Source organism: Natronoflexus pectinivorans (genome assembly GCF_004345615.1).
Lineage (GTDB): Bacteria > Bacteroidota > Bacteroidia > Bacteroidales > Marinilabiliaceae > Natronoflexus > Natronoflexus pectinivorans.
In genome coordinates this window covers 130,038-150,178 of sequence record NZ_SLWK01000003.1, presented here as the reverse complement: position 1 = coordinate 150,178, position 20,141 = coordinate 130,038, and the positions used below count along the sequence as shown (strand labels likewise).

Sequence of the window (20,141 nt, the reverse complement as noted above, 5' to 3'; positions counted from 1 at the left end):
ATCATGCAGTTACATAATAAACTCAGCAAACCGGAATTGATTGCACGCCTCAATGCAGAGACTTTTAAAAGGAAAACAGTCTCCTTTTATCGTTATGTAAACATCCATAATCCTGAAGAGTTCAGAGACAAGCTCTACCTGGAATGGAGCAGTTTGAATTGTTTGGGACGGATTTATGTGGCCAAAGAAGGCATCAATGCACAAATGAACATTCCTGAACAAAACGTTTCAACATTTTGTGATTTGCTTGACAATACAAAGGGATTGGAGAACATGCCGCTAAAATGGGCCATTGAGGATGATGGTCATTCATTTTACAAATTAACCATCCGGGTGCGACCAAAAATTGTTGCTGATGGTCTGAGTGAGAATGTTTTTGATACCACCAACGTTGGGAATCATTTAGCGCCAATTGAATTTCATGAATTGGCTCAAAATCCGGATGTCTTTGTAGTGGATATGCGAAACAGTTACGAAAGTGAGGTTGGTCATTTCAAAAATGCCATTTGTCCCGATGCGGCCACTTTTCGCGAAGAGGTTGAGATGGTGGTGGATATGCTGGCGGATAAGAAAGATGAAAAAATACTTCTCTATTGTACCGGTGGCGTTAGATGTGAAAAAGCCAGTGCCTGGTTAAAACATCATGGATTTAAAGATGTTAATCAGCTACACGGTGGCATCATTGCTTATTTCCGTGAAATTAATGAAACTGGCAAAGTGTCTGTATTCATTGGCAAAAACTTTGTTTTTGACAACCGGTTGGGTGAAAGAGTTACCCCTCACATTCTTGCCAAATGCCATCAATGTGGCAAACCTTGTGATAATCACACCAACTGTGCATATCAACCGTGTCATGATTTAATCATCCAGTGTGATGAATGCAAAGCAAAATACAATGGTTGTTGTAGTGACACTTGCCATGAGCATCAGCAAAAAGGAACACCGCACCACTTGTTTCATGAACTGGTAGGGAAAGTTAATAAGCAAAAAGCAGTTGTCAAATGATTAAAAATTTTTGGAGAGAGACCAATCAACCCCTGTTTATGCTGGCACCCATGGAGGATGTTACCGACACCTCTTTTCGTGAGGTGGTGATGCAGAACAGCAGACCGGAGAATCTGAACATTGTTTTCACTGAGTTTACTTCAACCGACGGACTTTGTCACCCCAAGGGGCGTGACAAAGTATCAGAGCGCCTTGTTGTTTCGCCAAGTGAGGCAGCGGTTTTGAAAAGCAAAGGCATTAAAATAGTTGCTCAGATTTGGGGAAATTCACCAAAAAAATTCTACCATGCCACAAAACATATCGATGAACATTATCAATTCGATGGAATTGATATCAACATGGGATGTCCGGTAAAAAATGTGGTACGAAAGGGATGTTGTTCAGCATTGATATCAAACCCAACATTGGCCAGTGAGATCATACATGCTACCAGGGAAGCCACCCGGTTGCCGGTGAGTGTAAAAACCAGAATCGGCGTTAAATCTATTGTTACCGAAGAGTGGACAGGCTTTTTACTGGAACAACAACCCGAAGCCATTATTTTACATGGCCGCACCCAGAAACAGATGTCGGACGGCCATGCCAATTGGGATGAGATTGAAAAAGCCGCTCAGCTGCGCAACCAGATGGGCTCAACGGTAAAAATCATCGGGAATGGGGATGTCACATCCATCACAGAGGCAAGAGAAAAGGTTTTTAACCATGGGATTGATGGAGTAATGATTGGTCGTGGAATATTTGCAAATCCCTGGCTCTTTTCAAACGGGGAAAAGCCAACCTTAACCGAGCGCCTGGAAACACTCGAATACCACTTGCAGTTGTTTCGACGCAATTGGGAAGGAAAGAAAAACTATCAGATTCTGAAGCGTTTTTATAAAATATATCTTTCCGAATTCAGAGGTGCTGCTGAGTTGAGAGCACGTTCAATGGAAACAAACGGATATGACCAGATGTTGGAACTCATCAAAACCGCGAAGGCGGGTTTTGATGGTCAGGAGGAATTTCCGGCAAATTTTCGTCATCATCATCCTCTTCATCCTCAAAGGGAGGTGGAGGTTTCTGAGGTCCCTCCTTTCGGTAAACAATAGCAGCCGTAATCCCTGCCATAAATCCCCATAAATGACCTTCCCACGAATGGGGCATGTACTCGGCCAGCGGAAACATTCCCCAAACCAAACTTCCGTAAAGGAAAATGACAAACAGCGTGACCGCCATTAAAGGGATGTGCCGGCGAATAACGCCGCTGATAAAAAGAAACGACATCAGTCCATACACCAAACCACTGGCACCAATGTGCCAGGCTTCGCGTCCTCCAAACCAAAGCCATGCGCCGGCCAGTAAATAAATGGTCACAAAAACCTTGTAGGCCACTCCACGATAAAAATAAAAAAGAGTGACTCCTAATATGAAAAATGAGACCGAATTGTTGTACAGATGCTGCCATCCGGAATGTATAAAAGGAGCTGTGATAATACCTGTCAGACCTTTTAGCTGTAAAGGATAAACCCCCAGGTAATATAGTTCCAGCTTTTCGAGCCACGATATGAGATGAACCGAAAACATCAACAAAACCATACTCACAGGCATTATCAGACTGTGAATGAAACGGCGTTTTTCTGGTTTTTGATGATTTCCAACAATTTTGAACATCAGGTGCGGAGTCAGTTTGTATCTTTTTTAGCTATTTCTCTAAGTATTTTGGTAAATCCTTCAATATCCTCCTCGGTAGTGTCAAAGGCTGTCATCCAACGCACTTCTGAGCGGTTTTCGTCCCAGGTATAAAAGAAATAGTGTGCTTTAAGAGCCTCAATCCAACGCTTGGGAATAATTGCAAAAACGCCATTGGCCTCCACTTTTTGTGTGATGGTAACGCCAGGTACACCGGATGCTGCTTTAGCCAGATTTTGAGCCATTTTGTTGGCATGCAATGCATTGTTTCGCCACAAGTCGTTTGTAAAGAAGACATTAAATTGAGCCGAGATGAACCTCATTTTACTATGTAACTGAGCCGATTGTTTGCGAATGAATTTAAGTCCGCCAGAAAGCTCTTTGTTAAAAACGACCACAGCCTCACCGAACATCAATCCGTTTTTGGTTCCCCCCAGCGATAACACGTCAACCCCCACTTTAGCTGAAGTTTCGGCCATTGAGCAATTCAATGCAGCGGCGGCATTAGATAATCTGGCACCATCCATATGTACAAGTAAACCTTTATCGTGAGCCCAGCTGCAAAGGGCTTTTAACTCTTGCAAAGAATAGAGAGTTCCCATTTCGGTGCTTTGTGTGATGGAGATAACTCTTGGTTGCACATGATGCTCCACTCCTCCTCCAGTCAGATATGGTTCAATCAATTCCGGAGTAAGTTTTCCATCGGGTGACCAGATGTCGATGAGTTTACAACCAGTCTGCTTTTCCGGAGCGCCGCACTCATCCACATTAATATGTGCCGTATGGGCACATATGACTGCTTCATAAGGTCGCGCCATGGCCTGAAGGGCTATGATGTTGGCTCCTGTTCCGTTATATACAAAATAAGTTTCGGTTTCCTCCCCAAACTGCTTTTTAAAGAGATTTAAGCAGTCCTGGGTGTAAACATCTCCACCATAACCAACAGTATGTCCATTGTTAACATCGTTAAGCGCTTGCATAATCAGTGGGTGTACCCCGGCATTGTTATCACTTGCAAATCCCCGTTTGTTCATCTTTTTTTATTTCAAATGTAATCAATTTTGAGTGAAAATAGCTTCATCTTAAATTGGCAGGGAGAAATACAGGACATTATTGAATGCAGCAAAGCACACAAAATTTTAAAATTTTGTGTGCTTTGCGGTCAATTAATCTTCTCTACGCTCTGATCCGGGCAATTTGCAAAATCATTTAAGCATGAAATACCAGCATTGGGGTATTGGTATGAAACAGCATCTTCTTACCAATGGATGGGTTAACCAACCTGGCTACAAGGTTTCTTCTTCGTGTTGTCAAACTGATGATGTCAATTTTGTTTTTCCTGATGTACCACTCCAACCCTACCCAAAAATCTTCGTTTTCAATCAAATCACATTCAACTTTGATGTTAGGAAGTTTCTCTTCTACGTGCTTTTTAAGTCCGTCCAATTTGAGCTTGTCCCATTTGCTCTCTGAATGTGGACCAACGTGAACAAAGAAGATTTTAACATCAAGAGGTTTTACGATGCGTTCAAGTTTATCCAGCGCTTTAAAATCCGACTCTTCGAAATTGGTGGCATAAAGTACGTTTTTAATATTATCGATGCCTTGATAGTTAAAATCCTCGGGAACGGCTAATACAGGCACTTTAGCCAGTTCCATGACTTCCGCAGTTACACTGCCAATTAAGTCATCCGCTTTTCGGTTGCGTCCCCTGGTACCCATAATAATCACCGTTGGCTGATACTCTTCACTGAAATGGAGTATTTCCTCTTCGGCAACTCCGCGAAGCAATTTGTGCTTTATGCCAATTTTCGACTGGTATTGATCCTTATTCTTCTCCTTAAATTTTTTAAGAAAAATCTTCATGTCAGCATCGGCCTTCTCCTCCATGTCCACCATCATTTCATCCAGACTGGTATCATATACATAGGCTTCAGAAAAAGGAAGTGTATTAATAACCGGGTTAAAATAGACATGGAGTACTGTGATTTCGGCATTCAGTCGTGATGCCCAATCAAGAGCCATATCAGAGGCTTTTTCAGAATAGTCACTGAAGTCAACCGGCAACAGAATGCGTGGCTTGGGTGGACGTCCGGATTTTTTCTCCGCAAATTTCATGATGCCCGGCTCCTCTATGCTCTCCATTATTTTCATAGCCTTTTCAAGGTCAGACTCTCTGATCCTGATTTTAACACTGGCATTTACAGCACCTTCAATCAAGTTGGCATTTTGAAGAAAACATTCAATACCTTCTGACTCAAGAATATTTTGTAATACCTGTGCATGTTGAAAATTGTGTGTGGCTAATGTGATTATCTTTTCTTCCATGATATAAAGGGGTTTTAGTTCGCTATTACTCTCTTAATTTAACAAAACCTAATGAAAAAAACAAGTAGCGATTTTTACTTTTAACCAAAGAGATCGGAAATGTTATCTTGATAAGGCGGATTAGCAGAAACTCTGTTTTACCAAAAAAGCCGGAGGATTCCGGCTTTTTTGGTAAGATTGGTCAGGATTAAAAGTGAAAGATATAAAGTGGGGTTTGCGGGTGTCATTTTGATATTTTAAAATAAGCACTAAGAGTTGAATTATCCTAGGTTTTATGTTTTGTTGCGTGCATTTTAACGCATGTAGTATAGGTGAAGTGTTTTAATTACAATTATTTAAATATTGGTGTTTTAACGCATGATATTTATTGAGGAAACATGAGAAATCATAAAAATTTCACTGCGTTTTAAGGATGAAACCTACTTTTTGTAGAAGTTTTAAAGCAGTATCAATACTTTTTCTATCTCCGGATATTGATTGGAATACTCGCTGAGTTTCTTCCTCAGATTGGATTTGCGTACCCTCAAATTGCCTTGTGTGATTCCGATGAGTGTTGCAACCTGTTTTGAGGACATCTCGCAATGAAATAGAAATAAAATGATCTTTTCTCCGGTTGTCAGAGAAATATCTTTTGGAATATCAAAATATGAATAGAAAAGGTCTTCATGTATGATCTCATTCAGAATAGCATTAAATTCATTTTTCATGGTTTGAAGTTCCATCTGAATGGCTTGATGCATGTCGGAATTATCTTTAATAAAGCGGTATGAAAGCTGTTCAAGCCGTTCCTGAGTTGCTACGTGTCTCAACGTCAGCTGATGATAAAGAGCCAGCAGATGCTCCTTCTGGGCTTTTTCCTTACTTATTTGTATAGTCCATGACTCTGCAATCTGACGCATTAAAATCTCTTTTTCCAAACTGGAGTTTTTTTGTTTCAGCTTCAGCCGAAATAAAAATATGATAAAAACCAGCAACAGAACGGCAAAAATGATTGTAATGAATATCTGTTGAAGCTGTTGCTTTCGCTGGACTTCAGCAACTTCAAGAATGGTTTGAATACATTGAGGCTGGTTCTCTTCGTTAGCCAACGGACAATTCTCAATGGCAAATTGCAGGACTTCCAACTCCTCCTTTTGAAAATGTGCGGAACTGATCATTGTCTCATTGGATTCAAAATTGCTCCCGGACAAATCTGAAAAAGAGAAAAATGTAACGAGAATACTATAAAATACAAGGTATTTATACTCCTGAAGTTTATGAATCACCTTTTTTTTCTTATTTTCAGAAAAGAGGGCGTCATTCAAAATTCTCATTACTAATAGGCTGATCTTCATTTTTGAGTCTTCATCAAAATTTGCAAAGTTACAATTTTGACCGGGGACCTTTCCAGAGGAGGAAATTTTTAAGTGTTTACAATCTCAGATGTAATATATTATATCTCAGGTTGTTTTAGGCCAAAATCATGAAATTATAAATGAAGTCAGGGTAAAGTTCTTAATATGAATGGTTTTATTTAAGTTTCAGAATGTAAAAATAAAAAGTTTTTTCTACCTTATCAAAAAAAATAATTTAGACATTTATCCAACAGCATCAATACGCGATACCGACAAAACACCTTTAACCTCTTTTACTTTTTTAATTAACGTATTTAATATTTGATTATTATTTACGAACACAGAAACAGTACCCTCAAATAATCCTTCTTTGGAGTCGACTGAAATTGATCGGGTTTTTAGTTTTAACTCTTTAGAAATGATTTGAGAAATGTTACTGACGATTCCAATATCGTCCTCTCCCACAACTTTTATCGCAGCCAGATAACTTCCTCCTGCTTCACCAGTCCAACGAGCCTGAATGATACGGTAACTGAACTTGGTGTGCATTTCGTTTGCATTGGGGCAATTATTTCTATGGATGCGTATGCCACCTGAAACAGAAACAAACCCAAAAATTTCATCTCCAAAAATGGGATTACAGCATTTTGCCAGTTTAAAATCAACGTTGGTGAGGTTTTTGTCGATTAATAAAACATCATCGCCTTGCAGTTGACCATCATCCTGAGGCGGAGCAATAAAGTTCTCAGCACTTCGCCCTGATTGACGGGAGTCTGAATGATCTCGTTCATGATCTTTACGCTCATGCTGTTGAATAAACTCTTTTATTGCTACTATGTCCAGTTTTTCCAGGGCAATATCTCTAAAGAAATCATTAACACTTTTAAATTTAAAGTGTTTAACCATCACTCCTGTTAACTGGTCGCTGAGATCTATCTTCCAGTTTTTTAAGCGTCTTACAAGAAGTTCTCTTCCAAGCTCTGATTCCTTATACTGAATATCGCGCAGCGCTTGTTTTAGCTTGGTTTTTGCCTTAGAGGTTACAACTATTTGTAACCAATCCTGTTTCGGTTCCTGGTTGGAAGTGGTTTGTATATCTACTTGGTCACCATTTTGAAGAACATGCCGAATGCTCACGTTTTTATCGTTTACACGGGCTCCTGCACATTTTTTCCCGACTTCGGAATGAATATCAAATGCGAAATCCAACACCGTAGCTCCTTTGGGAAGCCTTCTCAAGTCGCCTTTGGGAGTAAAAACAAATACCTCCTCGTCATATAGGTTTAGCTTAAAGTCGTCAATGAAATCAACGGCATTAAGTTCCGGATTTTCAAGTATATCCCGAATATTAGCTAACCACATATCCAGTCCCTGATCACCTTTCACTCCTTTGTATTTCCAGTGGGCAGCCAATCCTCTTTCGGCGACTTCGTCCATACGTTTGGAGCGGATTTGCACCTCCACCCACTTATTTGCGGGGCCTAATACGGTTGTATGCAGCGATTCATAACCGTTGCTTTTGGGAATGGATAACCAGTCGCGCATGCGACTGGGATTGGGCTGATATTTATCGGCTACAACTGAATAAACTTTCCAGCAATCTGCTTTTTCGTGTTTTTGAGGACTGTCCAGTATAACACGGATCGCAAAAAGGTCGTAAACCTGTTCAAACTCCACCTTTTGCTTCTGCATTTTGTTAAAAATGGAGTGAATAGTTTTGGTTCTTCCCTTAATGTCAAACTTTAAATTATATTGCTCAAGCTCCTCTTTAATAGGATCTATAAACTCCTTAATATATTTCTCCCGAGCACGTTTGGTTTCGTTCAGTTTTTTGGCAATGAATTTATACATGTCGCGGTTCGTATATTTCATCACGAGGTCTTCCATCTCCGATTTGATGGTGTACAAACCTAAACGATGCGCCATTGGAGCATATAAATAGGATATTTCAGAAGCTATCTTCAGCTGTAATTCCCTATCGTATAAATCCAGAGTACGGATGGTCTGAAGTCTTTCGGCTATAATGATCAGTATCACCCGTACATCCTGTGCAAAGGTCAGCAACAACTTTCTAAAATTTTCGGATTGAATGGATACATTCCTTTGATACAGATCAAATACTTTTACCAGTCCATCCATGATATTAGCAACCTGTGAACCAAATTGCTTTTGGATCTGATCAATGGATTGATCAGATTTTCGTACGGTATCATAAAGCAATGCACATATTAGCGAGGTTCTGCCAAGACCAATTTCTTCCAGCGCGATGGTGGCCACTTCAAGGGAATGAACAACGGAGAGTTTACCTGATAACCGACGATCAAAACCAGCCTGCTCGAGCGACAGCTCAATTGCTTTTCTAATTTGTTTGATATCATCCCAATTAAGAACATTACGAGAGGCTCTGAGTAACTTTTGATACGCCTGAATAATCTCTTTCCGATCTTCGGTTGATATGTTGGCTAGTTTTGTTTCCATCTTTTCTCCGGTTTAATGTCTATCTCAAACAACATGCGGTGCATGTTGGGTTTAAACAAATTTGAAGGGTTTCTTTGTGTAAAGATAAAACAATCCGTTTAATGAATGATTTGGAGTTTTTATTTCCTGCGTAATAATAATTATGTGTTGAAATACAGTCATTTAAATTGTTTTATCAATTTTATTGGAAATCTAATGAAATATTTTTTAATTTTCTTTATATTAGATATATACAGTTAGTTTACTAAATTATATATTTAATAATGAAATATGATGAACCAGAATCTTACACAAACAGATGTTTGAATCTTTTAAGTTTTTTTACAACATCTTATTTTGAGCACTGATTGCTATGAACAGATGGATAGTTGTCGATTATCTCCAACAATGCCTACACAGCGGCATTTCAATTGCTTCTTCAATAGAATTTAACGATGTTAAAAAGAACATTATTGACGTCAGTTGGTTTATTTATTAATAATGCTTTATGAATTGCATATTTGACTTTTTGATAATTTAGTCCTATATTTATTATTAACGAAAAAGTTAGATAACACGCCGATCTCAAACGGTTATTTAATTTTATTGCAACAACTTCGCATCTGAGCATGTTAAACGGCCTGATGACTGAATCAACAGGTCAAATGTCCCGAATTTCAAAGGGTAAAAAAGTTGATTAAAAGTAAGTTGTCGTTTGTATCGCGTAATTTTTTTATAAATAGTAATTAAAATATCTCAATGGTTTAACGAACTATTAATATTTACTAATTACAAACAGGGTAATGTACCCCAATTTTATAGAATATTGAAAATCAATATATTGTTTAACCTTAAAAACTTGTATTATGAGAAGTGCAGGATCATTTATAGGAGGTTTACTGGCTGGCGCAGCTTTAGGCGCAACTATTGCATTGTTATATGCCCCTCAGTCGGGTGAAGATACCCGCAAGCAAATCAAGAAGAAAGTCGATGAATTGGAAGATGAGTTGGATGTCCTTCGAGGAAAACTTAAAACCAAAGGAGGAGAATTAAAGGAGGATATCAAACAAAAAATACATGAAGTCGAAGGAAGAATTGAGAAAATGGTGAATGAATATAAAAAGCCACAGGAAGCGAAAGCTAAATAGGTATTAAGACCCAATGCTTTTTGCAAAGCATTGTCACATTTTATCTCAATTAATCATTTTTTCGAGGATTTAAAAATCCTGCATCCGGCCATGCTCGCTTTACATCGGGTTCTGCCGGATGTTTTGTTTGAACTGTTTCCCAAATAAGATATGGAGAGAATTTAACTATACTGTAAAGAAATTTGATATATTTACATACAGTACTTACACAACCTCACTAAATCAGGATGTATTATGTTTAAAGAAGACTTTAAAGATCATCTGAATGATGTAAAAGATGAATTTGAGAAATACGTAGATAAGCGCATAGACTTATTAAAATTGCACATTGTGGAAGAGTTATCCAGGTTTACCGCAGGGTTTGCTGTAAAAATGGGCATTCTTTACTTGCTTTTTTTCGCTTTGATGTTTATTTCTATTGCAGGAGCCTATTTTTTGGGACATTTGTTAGAATCCGTAACTCTTGGGTTTCTATTTATTTCGGGTTTCTATTTTTTATTGGCGTGGATGTTCTATCTGCTTCGCCGAAAACTAGTTGAAAAACCTGTAATCAGATCTTTTGTAAAGCTCTTTTTCCCAAAATTTGAGGATGATGATGAGTAAAATTTAAAAAACATATTTTCCTATGGCAAAACGAAAAATCAGTTATCAATACATCGAATCATTTCAGGAATTAGAAGAGGAGAAAACCCGACTGCTATATGAAGTTAGGCTGGCTCGTCGTAAACTGGATTTGTCTGTGATGGAATTTAGTGCCGCACTTAGTCCAATGCGCTTGCTGTCCTCTGCCTTGGCAGAATGGATAAAACCGCTTTCCGGTGCATTAAGGCAGTGGATAGAGAGTAAGATTACCGGGCACTCAAGAAAATAGGACGCTAATTAAGAGATTGGTTCTTGATTTGTTTCATAAAATTGTATTTTTGTTACTCTACAAATTACCCTTAAATTTATGGAACAACCAGGTATTCAGGAAAGAATTAAGCAACTGCGTGATGAGTTGCACCACCATAATTTCCTCTATTATATAAAAAATGATCCGGAAATTTCTGACAAGGAATTTGACCGGAAACTTGCAGAACTGGCAGATTTTGAAAAACAACATCCCGAATTTCAGGATCCCAACAGTCCCACCATGCGGGTTGGTAGTGATTTAAGTCAGGATTTCAACACAGTAAAGCATAAGTATCCCATGCTTTCACTTGGAAATACCTACTCAGAAGGTGAGTTGCGTGATTTTGTCAACAGGGTTGAAAAATTGGCCGGAGAGCCGGTTGTTTTTGTCTGTGAGCTGAAATATGATGGTACGGCCATATCACTTTCTTACGAAAATGGGCGCCTGCTTTCCGGCATAACCCGGGGAGATGGTATTGAGGGCGATGATGTAACTTCCAACATTAAAACCATAAAAAGCATCCCGCTGCAATTAAATGGCGACCATCCCCCGTCATTCGACATCAGAGGCGAGATTTTTATATCACGGAAGAGTTTTGAGAAACTCAACGAAGAAAGGAAAAGCGAAAATTTGCCATTATTTGCAAATCCCCGAAACGCAGCAGCCGGCTCTCTAAAACTACAGAACAGTTCACTGGTTGCCAAACGACCTTTGGAGTGCTATCTCTATCATATGCTGGGAGATAATCTTCCCGGCGACAGTCATTTCGAAAACCTGAAGAAGGCCGAAACATGGGGTCTGAGAGTATCTCCACACATGGAACTTTGTCGCAGTGTTGATGAAGTCATCGCTTTTGTCCACCATTGGGATAAAGCTCGCATGGAACTGCCTTTTGAAATTGATGGCATTGTTATAAAAGCCGATTCCATTGCATTGAGAGAAAAATTAGGCTTCACCGCCAAATCTCCACGTTGGGCTATTTCCTATAAGTTTCAGGCCGAATCGGCATATACCTGTTTGATTTCGGTGGATTTTCAGGTGGGACGTACCGGCGCGGTAACGCCGGTTGCCAATCTGGAGCCGGTTCCCCTGGCAGGCACTACAGTAAAAAGGGCTTCCCTTCATAATTCCGACATCATTGCAAAACTGGATTTGCATCTGAATGATATGGTGGCGGTGGAAAAAGGTGGCGAAATCATCCCTAAAATCACAGCTGTTGATGTGGCTCAACGTCCACCCGGAGTACCGAAAGTGGAGTTTATCAAAAATTGTCCCGAGTGTGGCACCCCATTGATTAAAAACGAAGGCGAAGCGGCGCATTATTGTCCCAACGATACCGGATGTTCCCCCCAGATTTTGGGTAAAATGATTCATTTCGTTAGCCGGAAAGCCTTGGATATTGATGGTTTGGGAGAAGAGACCATCGAACTTTTCTACAAAAAGGGATTGATTAAGGATGTATCAGATTTATATACCATTCCTGAACGGAAAAGTGAGTTTTTAAATCTGAAAGATTTAAAAACAACAGATGAAGCAGGTAATCCTCTTCCATCAGATATTCCTTTGGAAAAAATCCTTTTTTCGCTCAAAAGTGCTCCATCACTGTCTGTTTGTAAGCAGATAGCGGGTATTTTTCCAGAGCTTGATAAAGAATCAATTCCTAAAGAAATTCAAGGAAAATTAGAGATAGAGAGTAAAAACCTTAAGTTTTTAACCATTGGAGAAAATCTCCGGTTTATAAAACGATTAAACCTGCAAAACCACGTGGTGGGTTTTGCAGAATTACTTAAAGCCATGAATATTCCGGGGTTAAATGATGCTGATTTGGAGCAGATTGTTGATTCCTTCGGATATTTTTATTTCTTGCAAAATGCATCTGCACAAGAAATTGAAGAGAAAACCGGTTTTGATTTTATAAAAGCCAATGCACTTGTGAATGGTATTAAAAGTACTTTTGCTAAGCCCGATCGTGCCAACCATCTTTCAATTATCAGCATTCAGCAAAAAACCTTTGATCGCATAACCATCTCGCTGGAAGAATCAAAAAATCAGCCTTTCGAGCGGGTTTTGTTTGCATTGGGCATTCGGTATGTAGGCGAAACGGTCGCTAAAAATCTCGCGAGGGCCTTCCGAACGGTAGATGCACTCAGCAGTGCCGGTTTGGATCAACTTTTGGAGGTTAAAGACATTGGGGCATCCATTGCCGGTAGTGTCATGGCATATTTTGCCGACAAAGAGAACAGAGAGTTGGTTGAGCGCTTGCGTTCGCGCGGTTTGAAAATGGAAGTTTCGGAAGATGCAACAGAGGTTGCTGGTGACGGACTAAACGGACAGGTTTTTGTGATAACAGGAAGTTTTGCCACCCCACAGAGGAGAAAGGAGTTGAAGGCACTGGTTGAAAAACATGGAGGGAAATCAACCGATTCGGTTTCAAAAAACACCAGTTTTTTGCTGGCCGGAGAAAATGCCGGGCCTGAAAAATTGAAAAAAGCTGAAAATCTGGGTGTAAAACTCATTGATGAGTCAGAATTTTTGAAAATGATCAATGAGCAGGATTAATATTCGGAATTATTTCGGCTTTTATCCATTTACTTTTTACTTTTATGCACATATTAGTAACCGTTTAAATTTAATCTATAAAACATGTAAAGACTCGAAGATTTTTATCCCGAGATATTCGGGAATAGACAGATAGAGTTGTTAAGAAAGATAATTAGACACAACTGGTATCCTGTTTTTATCTAATCCATAAATATCGGGATAGCATCTAAAAATCGTCGATATAAATTTAAACAGTCTTTATAAAGCATGATTTTTGTGCAATATATAAATCATTAAAATGAAGTTATTTCGAAAAACACGAACCCGCGTTGGGGCATGGATTTTAAACAGGCAGGCAAAATCGGTTAAACGAGTTGTTAATGTAATAAGTCTTAAACAGGCCAAAAGCATTGGTATTGTTTTCGATGCCGGCGATAAGGGAATTGTGGAGGAAGTGAACCGTTTTATAAAATCGAGAGCAGAGTATGGCACCAGTTTTACCCTTTTGGGCTATATTCCTGAACATGTAAAGGAGCATAATTATATAAGTGACAAAAAGAAGACTTTCTTCACCGTTAAGGATCTTGGTTTTTTCATGTACCCTCAAAGTGAGTCAGTTTCTGCATTTATAGAATCTTCCCCCGATTTGCTGGTGGTTATTTCCAGGTATTACTACTTTCCCCTTCATTGGGTGGTAAAATTGTCTAAGGCGCGGTTTAAAGCAGGAGCATCCAAACCATTTGGCGACGATCTGGATTTTATGATAGAACTGAATGAGCAAAAAGAGGTCAGTTTAACTGAACAATTAGCTCATTATCTGGGAAGTATAAATGAAGATAAGATGGCATAAAAATTGATGATGGAAATTAACTTTAATATTAAAAATTATGAAATACATATCACTTACCCTTATTGTTGCCCTTGCCGGATTGTTTATGCTTCAGGGCTGTACTTCGCGACGCGTTGAGCGTGTTGGATTAGATGAAACCATTGATCTTAGTGGACGTTGGAACGATACCGACTCGCGGTTGACTGCACAGGCCATGGTCGATCAGATTCTAGGCGGTCACTGGATAGATAATCATACCCGCAATACCGATGAAAGACCCGTAGTGATTGTAGGGCTTGTATATAATAAATCCCATGAGCACATCAGTGCAGAAACATTTATTCGCGACGTTGAAAGAGCATTTATAAACAGTGGCAGAGTGCGTTTGGTGCAAGCCGGTGATAAACGGGAAGAGCTTCGACGGGAACGTGCAGCGCAGCAAGAATTTGCTTCGGTGGAAACCGCTAAAAGATGGGGTCAGGAACTGGGTGCCGATTTCATGCTCAATGGCGATATTAACTCAATTGTTGACACTTATCGTCGCGAAAGGGTTATTTACTATCGTGTGAATTTGGAACTAACTCACCTTGAGACCAGCGAAATCGTTTGGATTGGTGATAAACAGATACGTAAATACGTCAGAAACTAAAGATTCTAACCAGCTAGCATTTAGGTATATAAAGTCGTGCGGAATGTTTTCCGCACGACAATAAAATTTTTCAGAATTCAAAACAAAGTCCTCAACTCTGCAATTAAATATAACTCAATTTACAATGAAGTATCTGCTGATGGTAAATATGTTGTTGATCCTGACAGGATGTGCTACATTTTACCAGCGCACAGCTGAAGTTCAGACACAAATTGCTTCCGGGGATTTTGAGCAGGCCAACCGTTCCCTGGAGCGCAACAGACGATGGGCAGAAAGTAATAATCACAGGGTTCTGTTTTACATGAACCGCGGATTGGTTCTTTTTATGATGGGCGAACATGAAGAGAGCAACCGCTATTTCGACAAAGCGGATTTTTATATTGAGGATTACCGAAAGAATCTTGCGACAGAGGCATTGGTACTTGTTTCCAATCCCATGGCTCGCCCCTATCCTCCCGAGGATTTCGAATCCATCATGATTCACTATTACAAAGCACTGAATTTTATTGCTTTAGAAAATTATGAGGGTGCACTCGTTGAAGCGCGACGCGTAAACATCAGACTTCAGGAAATTAACGATCAATACCGGAATCATAAAAACCGTTATGCCCGGGATGCTTTTGCACACAATTTGATGGGACTGATTTACCAGGCCAACGGTGATTACAACAATGCATTTATCGCCTATCGAAATGCATTGGAAATTTATGAAACCGACTATACGGAACTATTTCATCTTGGCCCTCCACTTCAATTAAAGGAAGATTTGCTTTATTCTGCTCGTCGCATGGGTTTTAGAAACGAAGTGCGCTATTATGAAGAGAAGTTTGGTATTAAAGCGCCGGAACCAGACAGCGAAAACGGAGATTTGGTTTTTATATGGATGAATGGTTTAGGGCCTGTAAAATCTGAATGGAGTCTGAACCTCAGTAACATGGGAACCCGAAACGGAATGATGATTTTAGGAAGCGATGAACTGGGAGTGACATTTCCAATTTATCTGGGCAATCAATCGTCACAGCAAAGAGCTTCTTTGAGCAATTTGTCCATCATTCGGGTAGCATTTCCAAAATATGTCGAGCGTCCGCCACTCTATCATGAAGCATCACTTCTTCACCAGGGAGAAAGACACCGACTTGAAATGGCACAAAACATCAATCGCATCGCATTTCAATCCTTGCACGATCGCATGTTGCGCGAAGTCGGCAACAACATCATGCGTTTGGCAGCCAAGCAGATTATGGAAAGAACAGCTCGAAATGAAAATAGAAACCTTGGTACTTTGGTCAGCATCATTAACGCCATAACTGAGCGAGCGGATACCCGAAATTGGCAATCACTCCCTTATTCCCTATCCTATACTCGTGTTTCGTTACCGGCAGGCAAAAATGAGTTAATACTGGAACAACACCGTGTTGGCGGCGGCGTTTCTTCTGAGAATGTTTCAGTGAACATACAACCGGGTGATACGAGTTTCAGGGTTTTTCATCAATTAGGGACACGTCCATAAGTTGCTCAAACCGGCTTAATAACTCTTGATACTTACTCTCTCTGATTGACAATACCATTTCGCACCGAAGATTAAAATCCTGATGAACAATAGAGGGCTCTATCTCTTTAATGACCCTCATCACATCATTCATATTTTCGTAAGCAAATTGTATGGTAAGATGTTTGTCAACGGTTCGTTCGACTATGATGCCATTGGAAATGGCATCAGCAGCTGCCTCTTTGTAGGCCTGTATAAGACCGCTGGTACCAAGTTTTGTCCCTCCAAAGTAGCGCACCACCAAAATTAAAACATTGGTGATTTCATTTGATTTGATTTGACCGTGAATAGGTTTTCCGGCAGTTCCCGATGGCTCCCCGTCATCGTTTACACGAAAGTGCATACCATCGTTTCCCAACTGCCAGGCATAGCAATGATGACGTGCATCATAATATTTGGCTTTAACCTGGTCAATGAGATCCTTAATTTCAACTTCAGACTTCACAGGCCAGGCAAAAGCCAAAAATTTACTTCCCTTTTCTTTATATAAACCTTCAGCCGGCTGAGCAAGTGTTTTATAGGTATCGGATAATTCCATAAACATTCAAATATCACAACAAAATAACATCAAATGATGCGATTTGCATAATATCCGCCTGTTTATTTCTCAAGAACATTGTTGAATTCCAGTTCGGGATACTTTGATAAAGCGAATTGAAGAAAATGGTCGCGCTTTGCTTCATCTGCCAAAGTAATTTGTGGATAGAAGTAGTGTCCTTTGATTGTCATGCCGCAAAAGCCAAACACCTCTTCCCCCTGACTTTTTTTGAATGCGGTAATCAGATCCTTCTCTTCATACTCTTCCACAGTGTTTCCCATGGTGGTATGAATCACCACTTTCTTGTCGGTCAACAAGCCTGTTGCACCGTTGGCTCCATAATTAAAGGCAAATCCGTTGGTCAGCACCCTGTCGATGTAACCTTTGAGAATTCCTGGAAAAGAAGCCCACCAAAGTGGATAAATCACCGATATTAAATCGGCCTCTTTTATATATCTCTGCTCTGTTTGAATATCGTCCGGTACTGCTCCCTGTTTTAATTGTCCCAGGTCGTCGGACGATAATACTGCCTGGAAGTTTGCGTCATAAAGGTCACGTATAATGACTTTCCAGCCCTCCTCACGATATTTATTGGCAAGCTCATTGGCCAGATATATGCTGAAACTGTTTTTGGACGGATGTGATACTATGATTAAGTGTGTCATTTTCTATTATGATTAAGTTGATAATATTCTTTTAACCTTACCAAGCTTAATTTGTTCGAATGTGTGAAGTTAATAAAACCAAAAACTCCTGTTTTCATTCGAAAACAGGAGTTTTTGGTTTTATGCAAACCTTGAGAAACACTACTGCATTTGACCAAGTCTTTCATCAATTTGTTGCCTTACAGCAGGGTTGCTCTGGTAAGCAGCCATAATTCCCTGGTAAAGATCCAAATCCATACCTTCTTCCTGAATGGCCTCCATTACATCTCCTTGAATCTCCATCTGAATTTGCTGAAGAGACTGCGAAATGGTTTGAAACTTGGTGATTTCAGCTTCGTCAACTCCTTGAACATCACCGGTGGTTTGAAGCTGAGTAGCTATGGCATTAAATGTATCAAGATCCATTCCCTCTTCTTCAATTTTGTCAATCATTTTTTCCTCAGCAGCTTCCTGTATTGGAATAACCTTTACCACAGCATTTACAAACTGGTCAATTTGATCTTCTGAGAACGATGCCTGCTCTTGTGGCATTTGCATATCAAACTGTTGAGCATTTGTTGCCATGGCAACAAATGCCAAAATAAAAAGACTTGTTAATACTTTTCCGATCTGATTTTTTGTAAAACTCATAATACTCTTTTTTGATTAAATCCTGAAGAATTGTTATGAAAGTACCGATATTCTTCATGGGATAAATAATTTAATTAACAGTTGGTACTTTCTTTAAAAATCAATTGAATTTCAATTGATTAATATCGTTAAGAACAAATTTGGTTATTATGATATAGAATTCAAAAGAATATTACAAAGTATATGTGAATTTAACAGATATTAACAAATGCTATCTCACAGGAGTTAGTTCCTTTGTTTCCTGGAAAAAGATAAGCACATCATACCTGTACGCAGGCAGTGACGGTACATAGTTTCCCTGTTCGGAACGGGGATTGTAGGTCACTCCAATGGCTCGGTGTCCTAAAGGATCAGCAAGTAACGGGTGTCTGCGATCTTCCTCACTAAACACTAAAAAAAATTGATCCATTGGTACCTGTCCCAGATAATAATCGAGGCTGCCACTTTGCGCATTGGGAACATCCATAATTTGCATTGGAGAACCCCATTGACTTCCGGCGTTTACCTTTCCGATGCGAGTCCCAAAGCCAACAATGAGAACATCCTCCTCTCCCAGGTTGTTTCTGCTTAAGTTACCAATGTTGTACTGATTGTTTAACCCCATGGAGGTTGCCCTTGAATCACCTACATGGGTGTTATGAGCCCAGACAATTCCTTTGGAATCATCTCCATATTTAGTTAACAATCTTTGAACGGTATCCCACATGTGATTTACCCTGCTGTTCCATGAGTCCACGTTGCTCTGAACCGCCAACCTGTAGAAACTCTCTGCATTTTGCATGACCAGTGCATTTTGTTTTGCCCTGAACCACATTTTTTCATCAGCTAAATCTGTTATTTGATAATTCTCTTTGATGATATTTACAACCCTTCTAAGATCAGTTTCACAGGATCTGTTGCCACTGGCAACAGATCTGGCATATTGCCATTCGTCGTCACTAAATACAGCAAAACAGTTCAGTAATCGCTCAATTTCATTGTGCTGATCAGGCATAAATTCACTTGTGAAGCTTAAGAGGTCATCCATGGCTTCCCATTGTCCATACACATCTTTACCGTAAAACCCCACTTTTTCACTTTGGGGAAGATTTTTATTGTGTTCTCTGAGCCAATCAGCAAGAATAAGAATATCGGTATTAGCCCACATCCACTCCGGCCATCTATTAAATGATAGCAATACCTCGCGTGCAGAGTTTAGTGCTCCGCTTTTTCCCTTAACATATTTATTCAATCGGTATATGGATGCCCAATCGCCTTCAACGGCTATAAAATTGTAACCTTTCTCGGTAATCAGTCTTTTTGATATTTCAGCGCGCCAATGATAGTATTCGTGGGTTCCGTGAGATGCTTCTCCAAGTAGTATTAGCTTTCGGTCAGCAGCTAAATTTATAACAGGATTCAGATCAGTGGCTGAGGCAAATTCATTGGCACGTGTACCAAAAAAGCTTACCAAATCGTTGTCCGGTTCATTTTGTTGTGCGGGTTGACCCTGACAATGAATGAAAATTATTGATAATAGAATAAGTAGTTTAAATCTCATATTAGCATATATTTATTATTAAATCTCTAATATACAAAAAAAGGTCATGGGTTCAAACTCATTAATAAACAGTGACATTTTGTATAAAAAAATAGTCAAAATGTGTAAACGCAAAGGAAAATTAAGTTTTTATATTTGATGTTAACATTATTTAATGCTTCCTCACTGATAAGATCCTTCTTTTACTTCAAACGTAAAGTTAAAAGCGACTAACCTTTTTTCGTTTTCTGCCAATTAATTAATCAGGATAAAATCGTCTTTACCAAGACTATAAATAAACTATGATCATGTTAATAAAAGTAGTTAATACAATTCAGTATTTGTTAAATTATAATTCAAAATGCCATCTCAATACCTTAAATCACTTA

17 protein-coding genes and 1 pseudogene are annotated in these 20,141 nt (G+C 39.4%); 9 read left to right on the top strand and 9 right to left on the bottom strand.

Translation table 11 applies throughout. The features are described 5' to 3' along the window. The first annotated feature begins 3 nt into the window (after positions 1 to 3). Complete coding sequence (trhO, locus tag EV194_RS05920; protein WP_132433091.1) at positions 4 to 1,005, top strand: oxygen-dependent tRNA uridine(34) hydroxylase TrhO; 1,002 nt, start codon at positions 4 to 6, stop codon at positions 1,003 to 1,005. Further along, positions 1,002 to 1,958: pseudogene (locus tag EV194_RS05915) on the top strand (tRNA dihydrouridine synthase); the annotation flags it as partial. The gene trhO and the pseudogene EV194_RS05915, both read left to right, overlap by 4 nt. A 10-nt stretch (positions 1,959 to 1,968) precedes the next feature. Here the strand turns inward: EV194_RS05915 and EV194_RS17080 are convergent. The 5 genes from EV194_RS17080 to EV194_RS05890 form a co-directional block, all read right to left on the bottom strand. After that, the gene (locus EV194_RS17080; RefSeq protein ID WP_132433087.1) at positions 1,969 to 2,655 is read right to left on the bottom strand and encodes a rhomboid family intramembrane serine protease; all 687 of its coding nucleotides are present in this window, start codon (positions 2,653 to 2,655) and stop codon (positions 1,969 to 1,971) included. Between the two features lie 11 nt (positions 2,656 to 2,666). After that, positions 2,667 to 3,707: a threonine aldolase family protein gene (locus tag EV194_RS05905; protein ID WP_132433085.1), complete on the bottom strand. Its 1,041-nt coding sequence runs from the start codon at positions 3,705 to 3,707 to the stop codon at positions 2,667 to 2,669. A gap of 175 nt (positions 3,708 to 3,882) precedes the next feature. Then, on the bottom strand, positions 3,883 to 5,001 hold the full coding sequence (locus EV194_RS05900; RefSeq protein ID WP_243699342.1) for a universal stress protein: 1,119 nt from the start codon (positions 4,999 to 5,001) through the stop codon (positions 3,883 to 3,885). Between the two features lie 437 nt (positions 5,002 to 5,438). Beyond that, the gene (locus tag EV194_RS05895) at positions 5,439 to 6,335 is read right to left on the bottom strand and encodes a hypothetical protein (protein ID WP_132433081.1); all 897 of its coding nucleotides are present in this window, start codon (positions 6,333 to 6,335) and stop codon (positions 5,439 to 5,441) included. Between the two features lie 243 nt (positions 6,336 to 6,578). Next, positions 6,579 to 8,813 carry a RelA/SpoT family protein gene (locus tag EV194_RS05890; protein WP_132433079.1) on the bottom strand — a complete coding sequence of 745 codons (2,235 nt, stop codon included), beginning with the start codon at positions 8,811 to 8,813 and terminating at the stop codon, positions 6,579 to 6,581. Between the two features lie 845 nt (positions 8,814 to 9,658). On the opposite strand from EV194_RS05890, the gene EV194_RS05885 reads away from it, so the two are divergent. From EV194_RS05885 to EV194_RS05855, 7 genes are all read left to right on the top strand, one after another. Next, a complete protein-coding gene (locus EV194_RS05885) occupies positions 9,659 to 9,940 on the top strand; it encodes a YtxH domain-containing protein (protein WP_132433077.1) in 282 nt (93 codons plus the stop codon). A gap of 234 nt (positions 9,941 to 10,174) precedes the next feature. Next, positions 10,175 to 10,543, top strand: a complete 369-nt coding sequence (locus tag EV194_RS05880) for a phage holin family protein (RefSeq protein WP_132433075.1) — start codon at positions 10,175 to 10,177, stop codon at positions 10,541 to 10,543. A 22-nt stretch (positions 10,544 to 10,565) separates the two neighbouring features. Next, positions 10,566 to 10,811 (top strand): hypothetical protein, encoded by a 246-nt coding sequence (locus tag EV194_RS05875; protein WP_132433073.1) that lies wholly within the window; start codon positions 10,566 to 10,568, stop codon positions 10,809 to 10,811. A gap of 78 nt (positions 10,812 to 10,889) precedes the next feature. Next, on the top strand, positions 10,890 to 13,391 hold the full coding sequence (ligA, locus tag EV194_RS05870) for an NAD-dependent DNA ligase LigA (RefSeq protein WP_132433071.1): 2,502 nt from the start codon (positions 10,890 to 10,892) through the stop codon (positions 13,389 to 13,391). 280 nt (positions 13,392 to 13,671) lie between these two features. Further along, a complete protein-coding gene (locus EV194_RS05865) occupies positions 13,672 to 14,223 on the top strand; it encodes a DUF6913 domain-containing protein (RefSeq protein ID WP_132433069.1) in 552 nt (183 codons plus the stop codon). Between the two features lie 37 nt (positions 14,224 to 14,260). Beyond that, positions 14,261 to 14,851: a penicillin-binding protein activator LpoB gene (locus EV194_RS05860; protein ID WP_132433067.1), complete on the top strand. Its 591-nt coding sequence runs from the start codon at positions 14,261 to 14,263 to the stop codon at positions 14,849 to 14,851. 124 nt (positions 14,852 to 14,975) lie between these two features. Next, a complete protein-coding gene (locus EV194_RS05855; RefSeq protein ID WP_132433065.1) occupies positions 14,976 to 16,361 on the top strand; it encodes a COG3014 family protein in 1,386 nt (461 codons plus the stop codon). Here the strand turns inward: EV194_RS05855 and EV194_RS05850 are convergent. The 4 genes from EV194_RS05850 to EV194_RS05835 form a co-directional block, all read right to left on the bottom strand. Next, the gene (locus EV194_RS05850; RefSeq protein WP_132433063.1) at positions 16,327 to 16,938 is read right to left on the bottom strand and encodes an IMPACT family protein; all 612 of its coding nucleotides are present in this window, start codon (positions 16,936 to 16,938) and stop codon (positions 16,327 to 16,329) included. The two genes, EV194_RS05855 and EV194_RS05850, sit on opposite strands and share 35 nt — an antisense overlap. 62 nt (positions 16,939 to 17,000) lie before the next feature. Continuing rightward, positions 17,001 to 17,603: an NAD(P)H-dependent oxidoreductase gene (locus EV194_RS05845; RefSeq protein ID WP_132433061.1), complete on the bottom strand. Its 603-nt coding sequence runs from the start codon at positions 17,601 to 17,603 to the stop codon at positions 17,001 to 17,003. Positions 17,604 to 17,744: 141 nt separating this feature from the next. Beyond that, positions 17,745 to 18,233 (bottom strand): DUF4168 domain-containing protein, encoded by a 489-nt coding sequence (locus tag EV194_RS05840; RefSeq protein WP_132433059.1) that lies wholly within the window; start codon positions 18,231 to 18,233, stop codon positions 17,745 to 17,747. A 211-nt stretch (positions 18,234 to 18,444) separates the two neighbouring features. Beyond that, positions 18,445 to 19,773, bottom strand: coding sequence for an erythromycin esterase family protein (locus EV194_RS05835; protein ID WP_132433057.1), 1,329 nt, complete (start codon positions 19,771 to 19,773; stop codon positions 18,445 to 18,447). Positions 19,774 to 20,141: the final 368 nt, after the last annotated feature.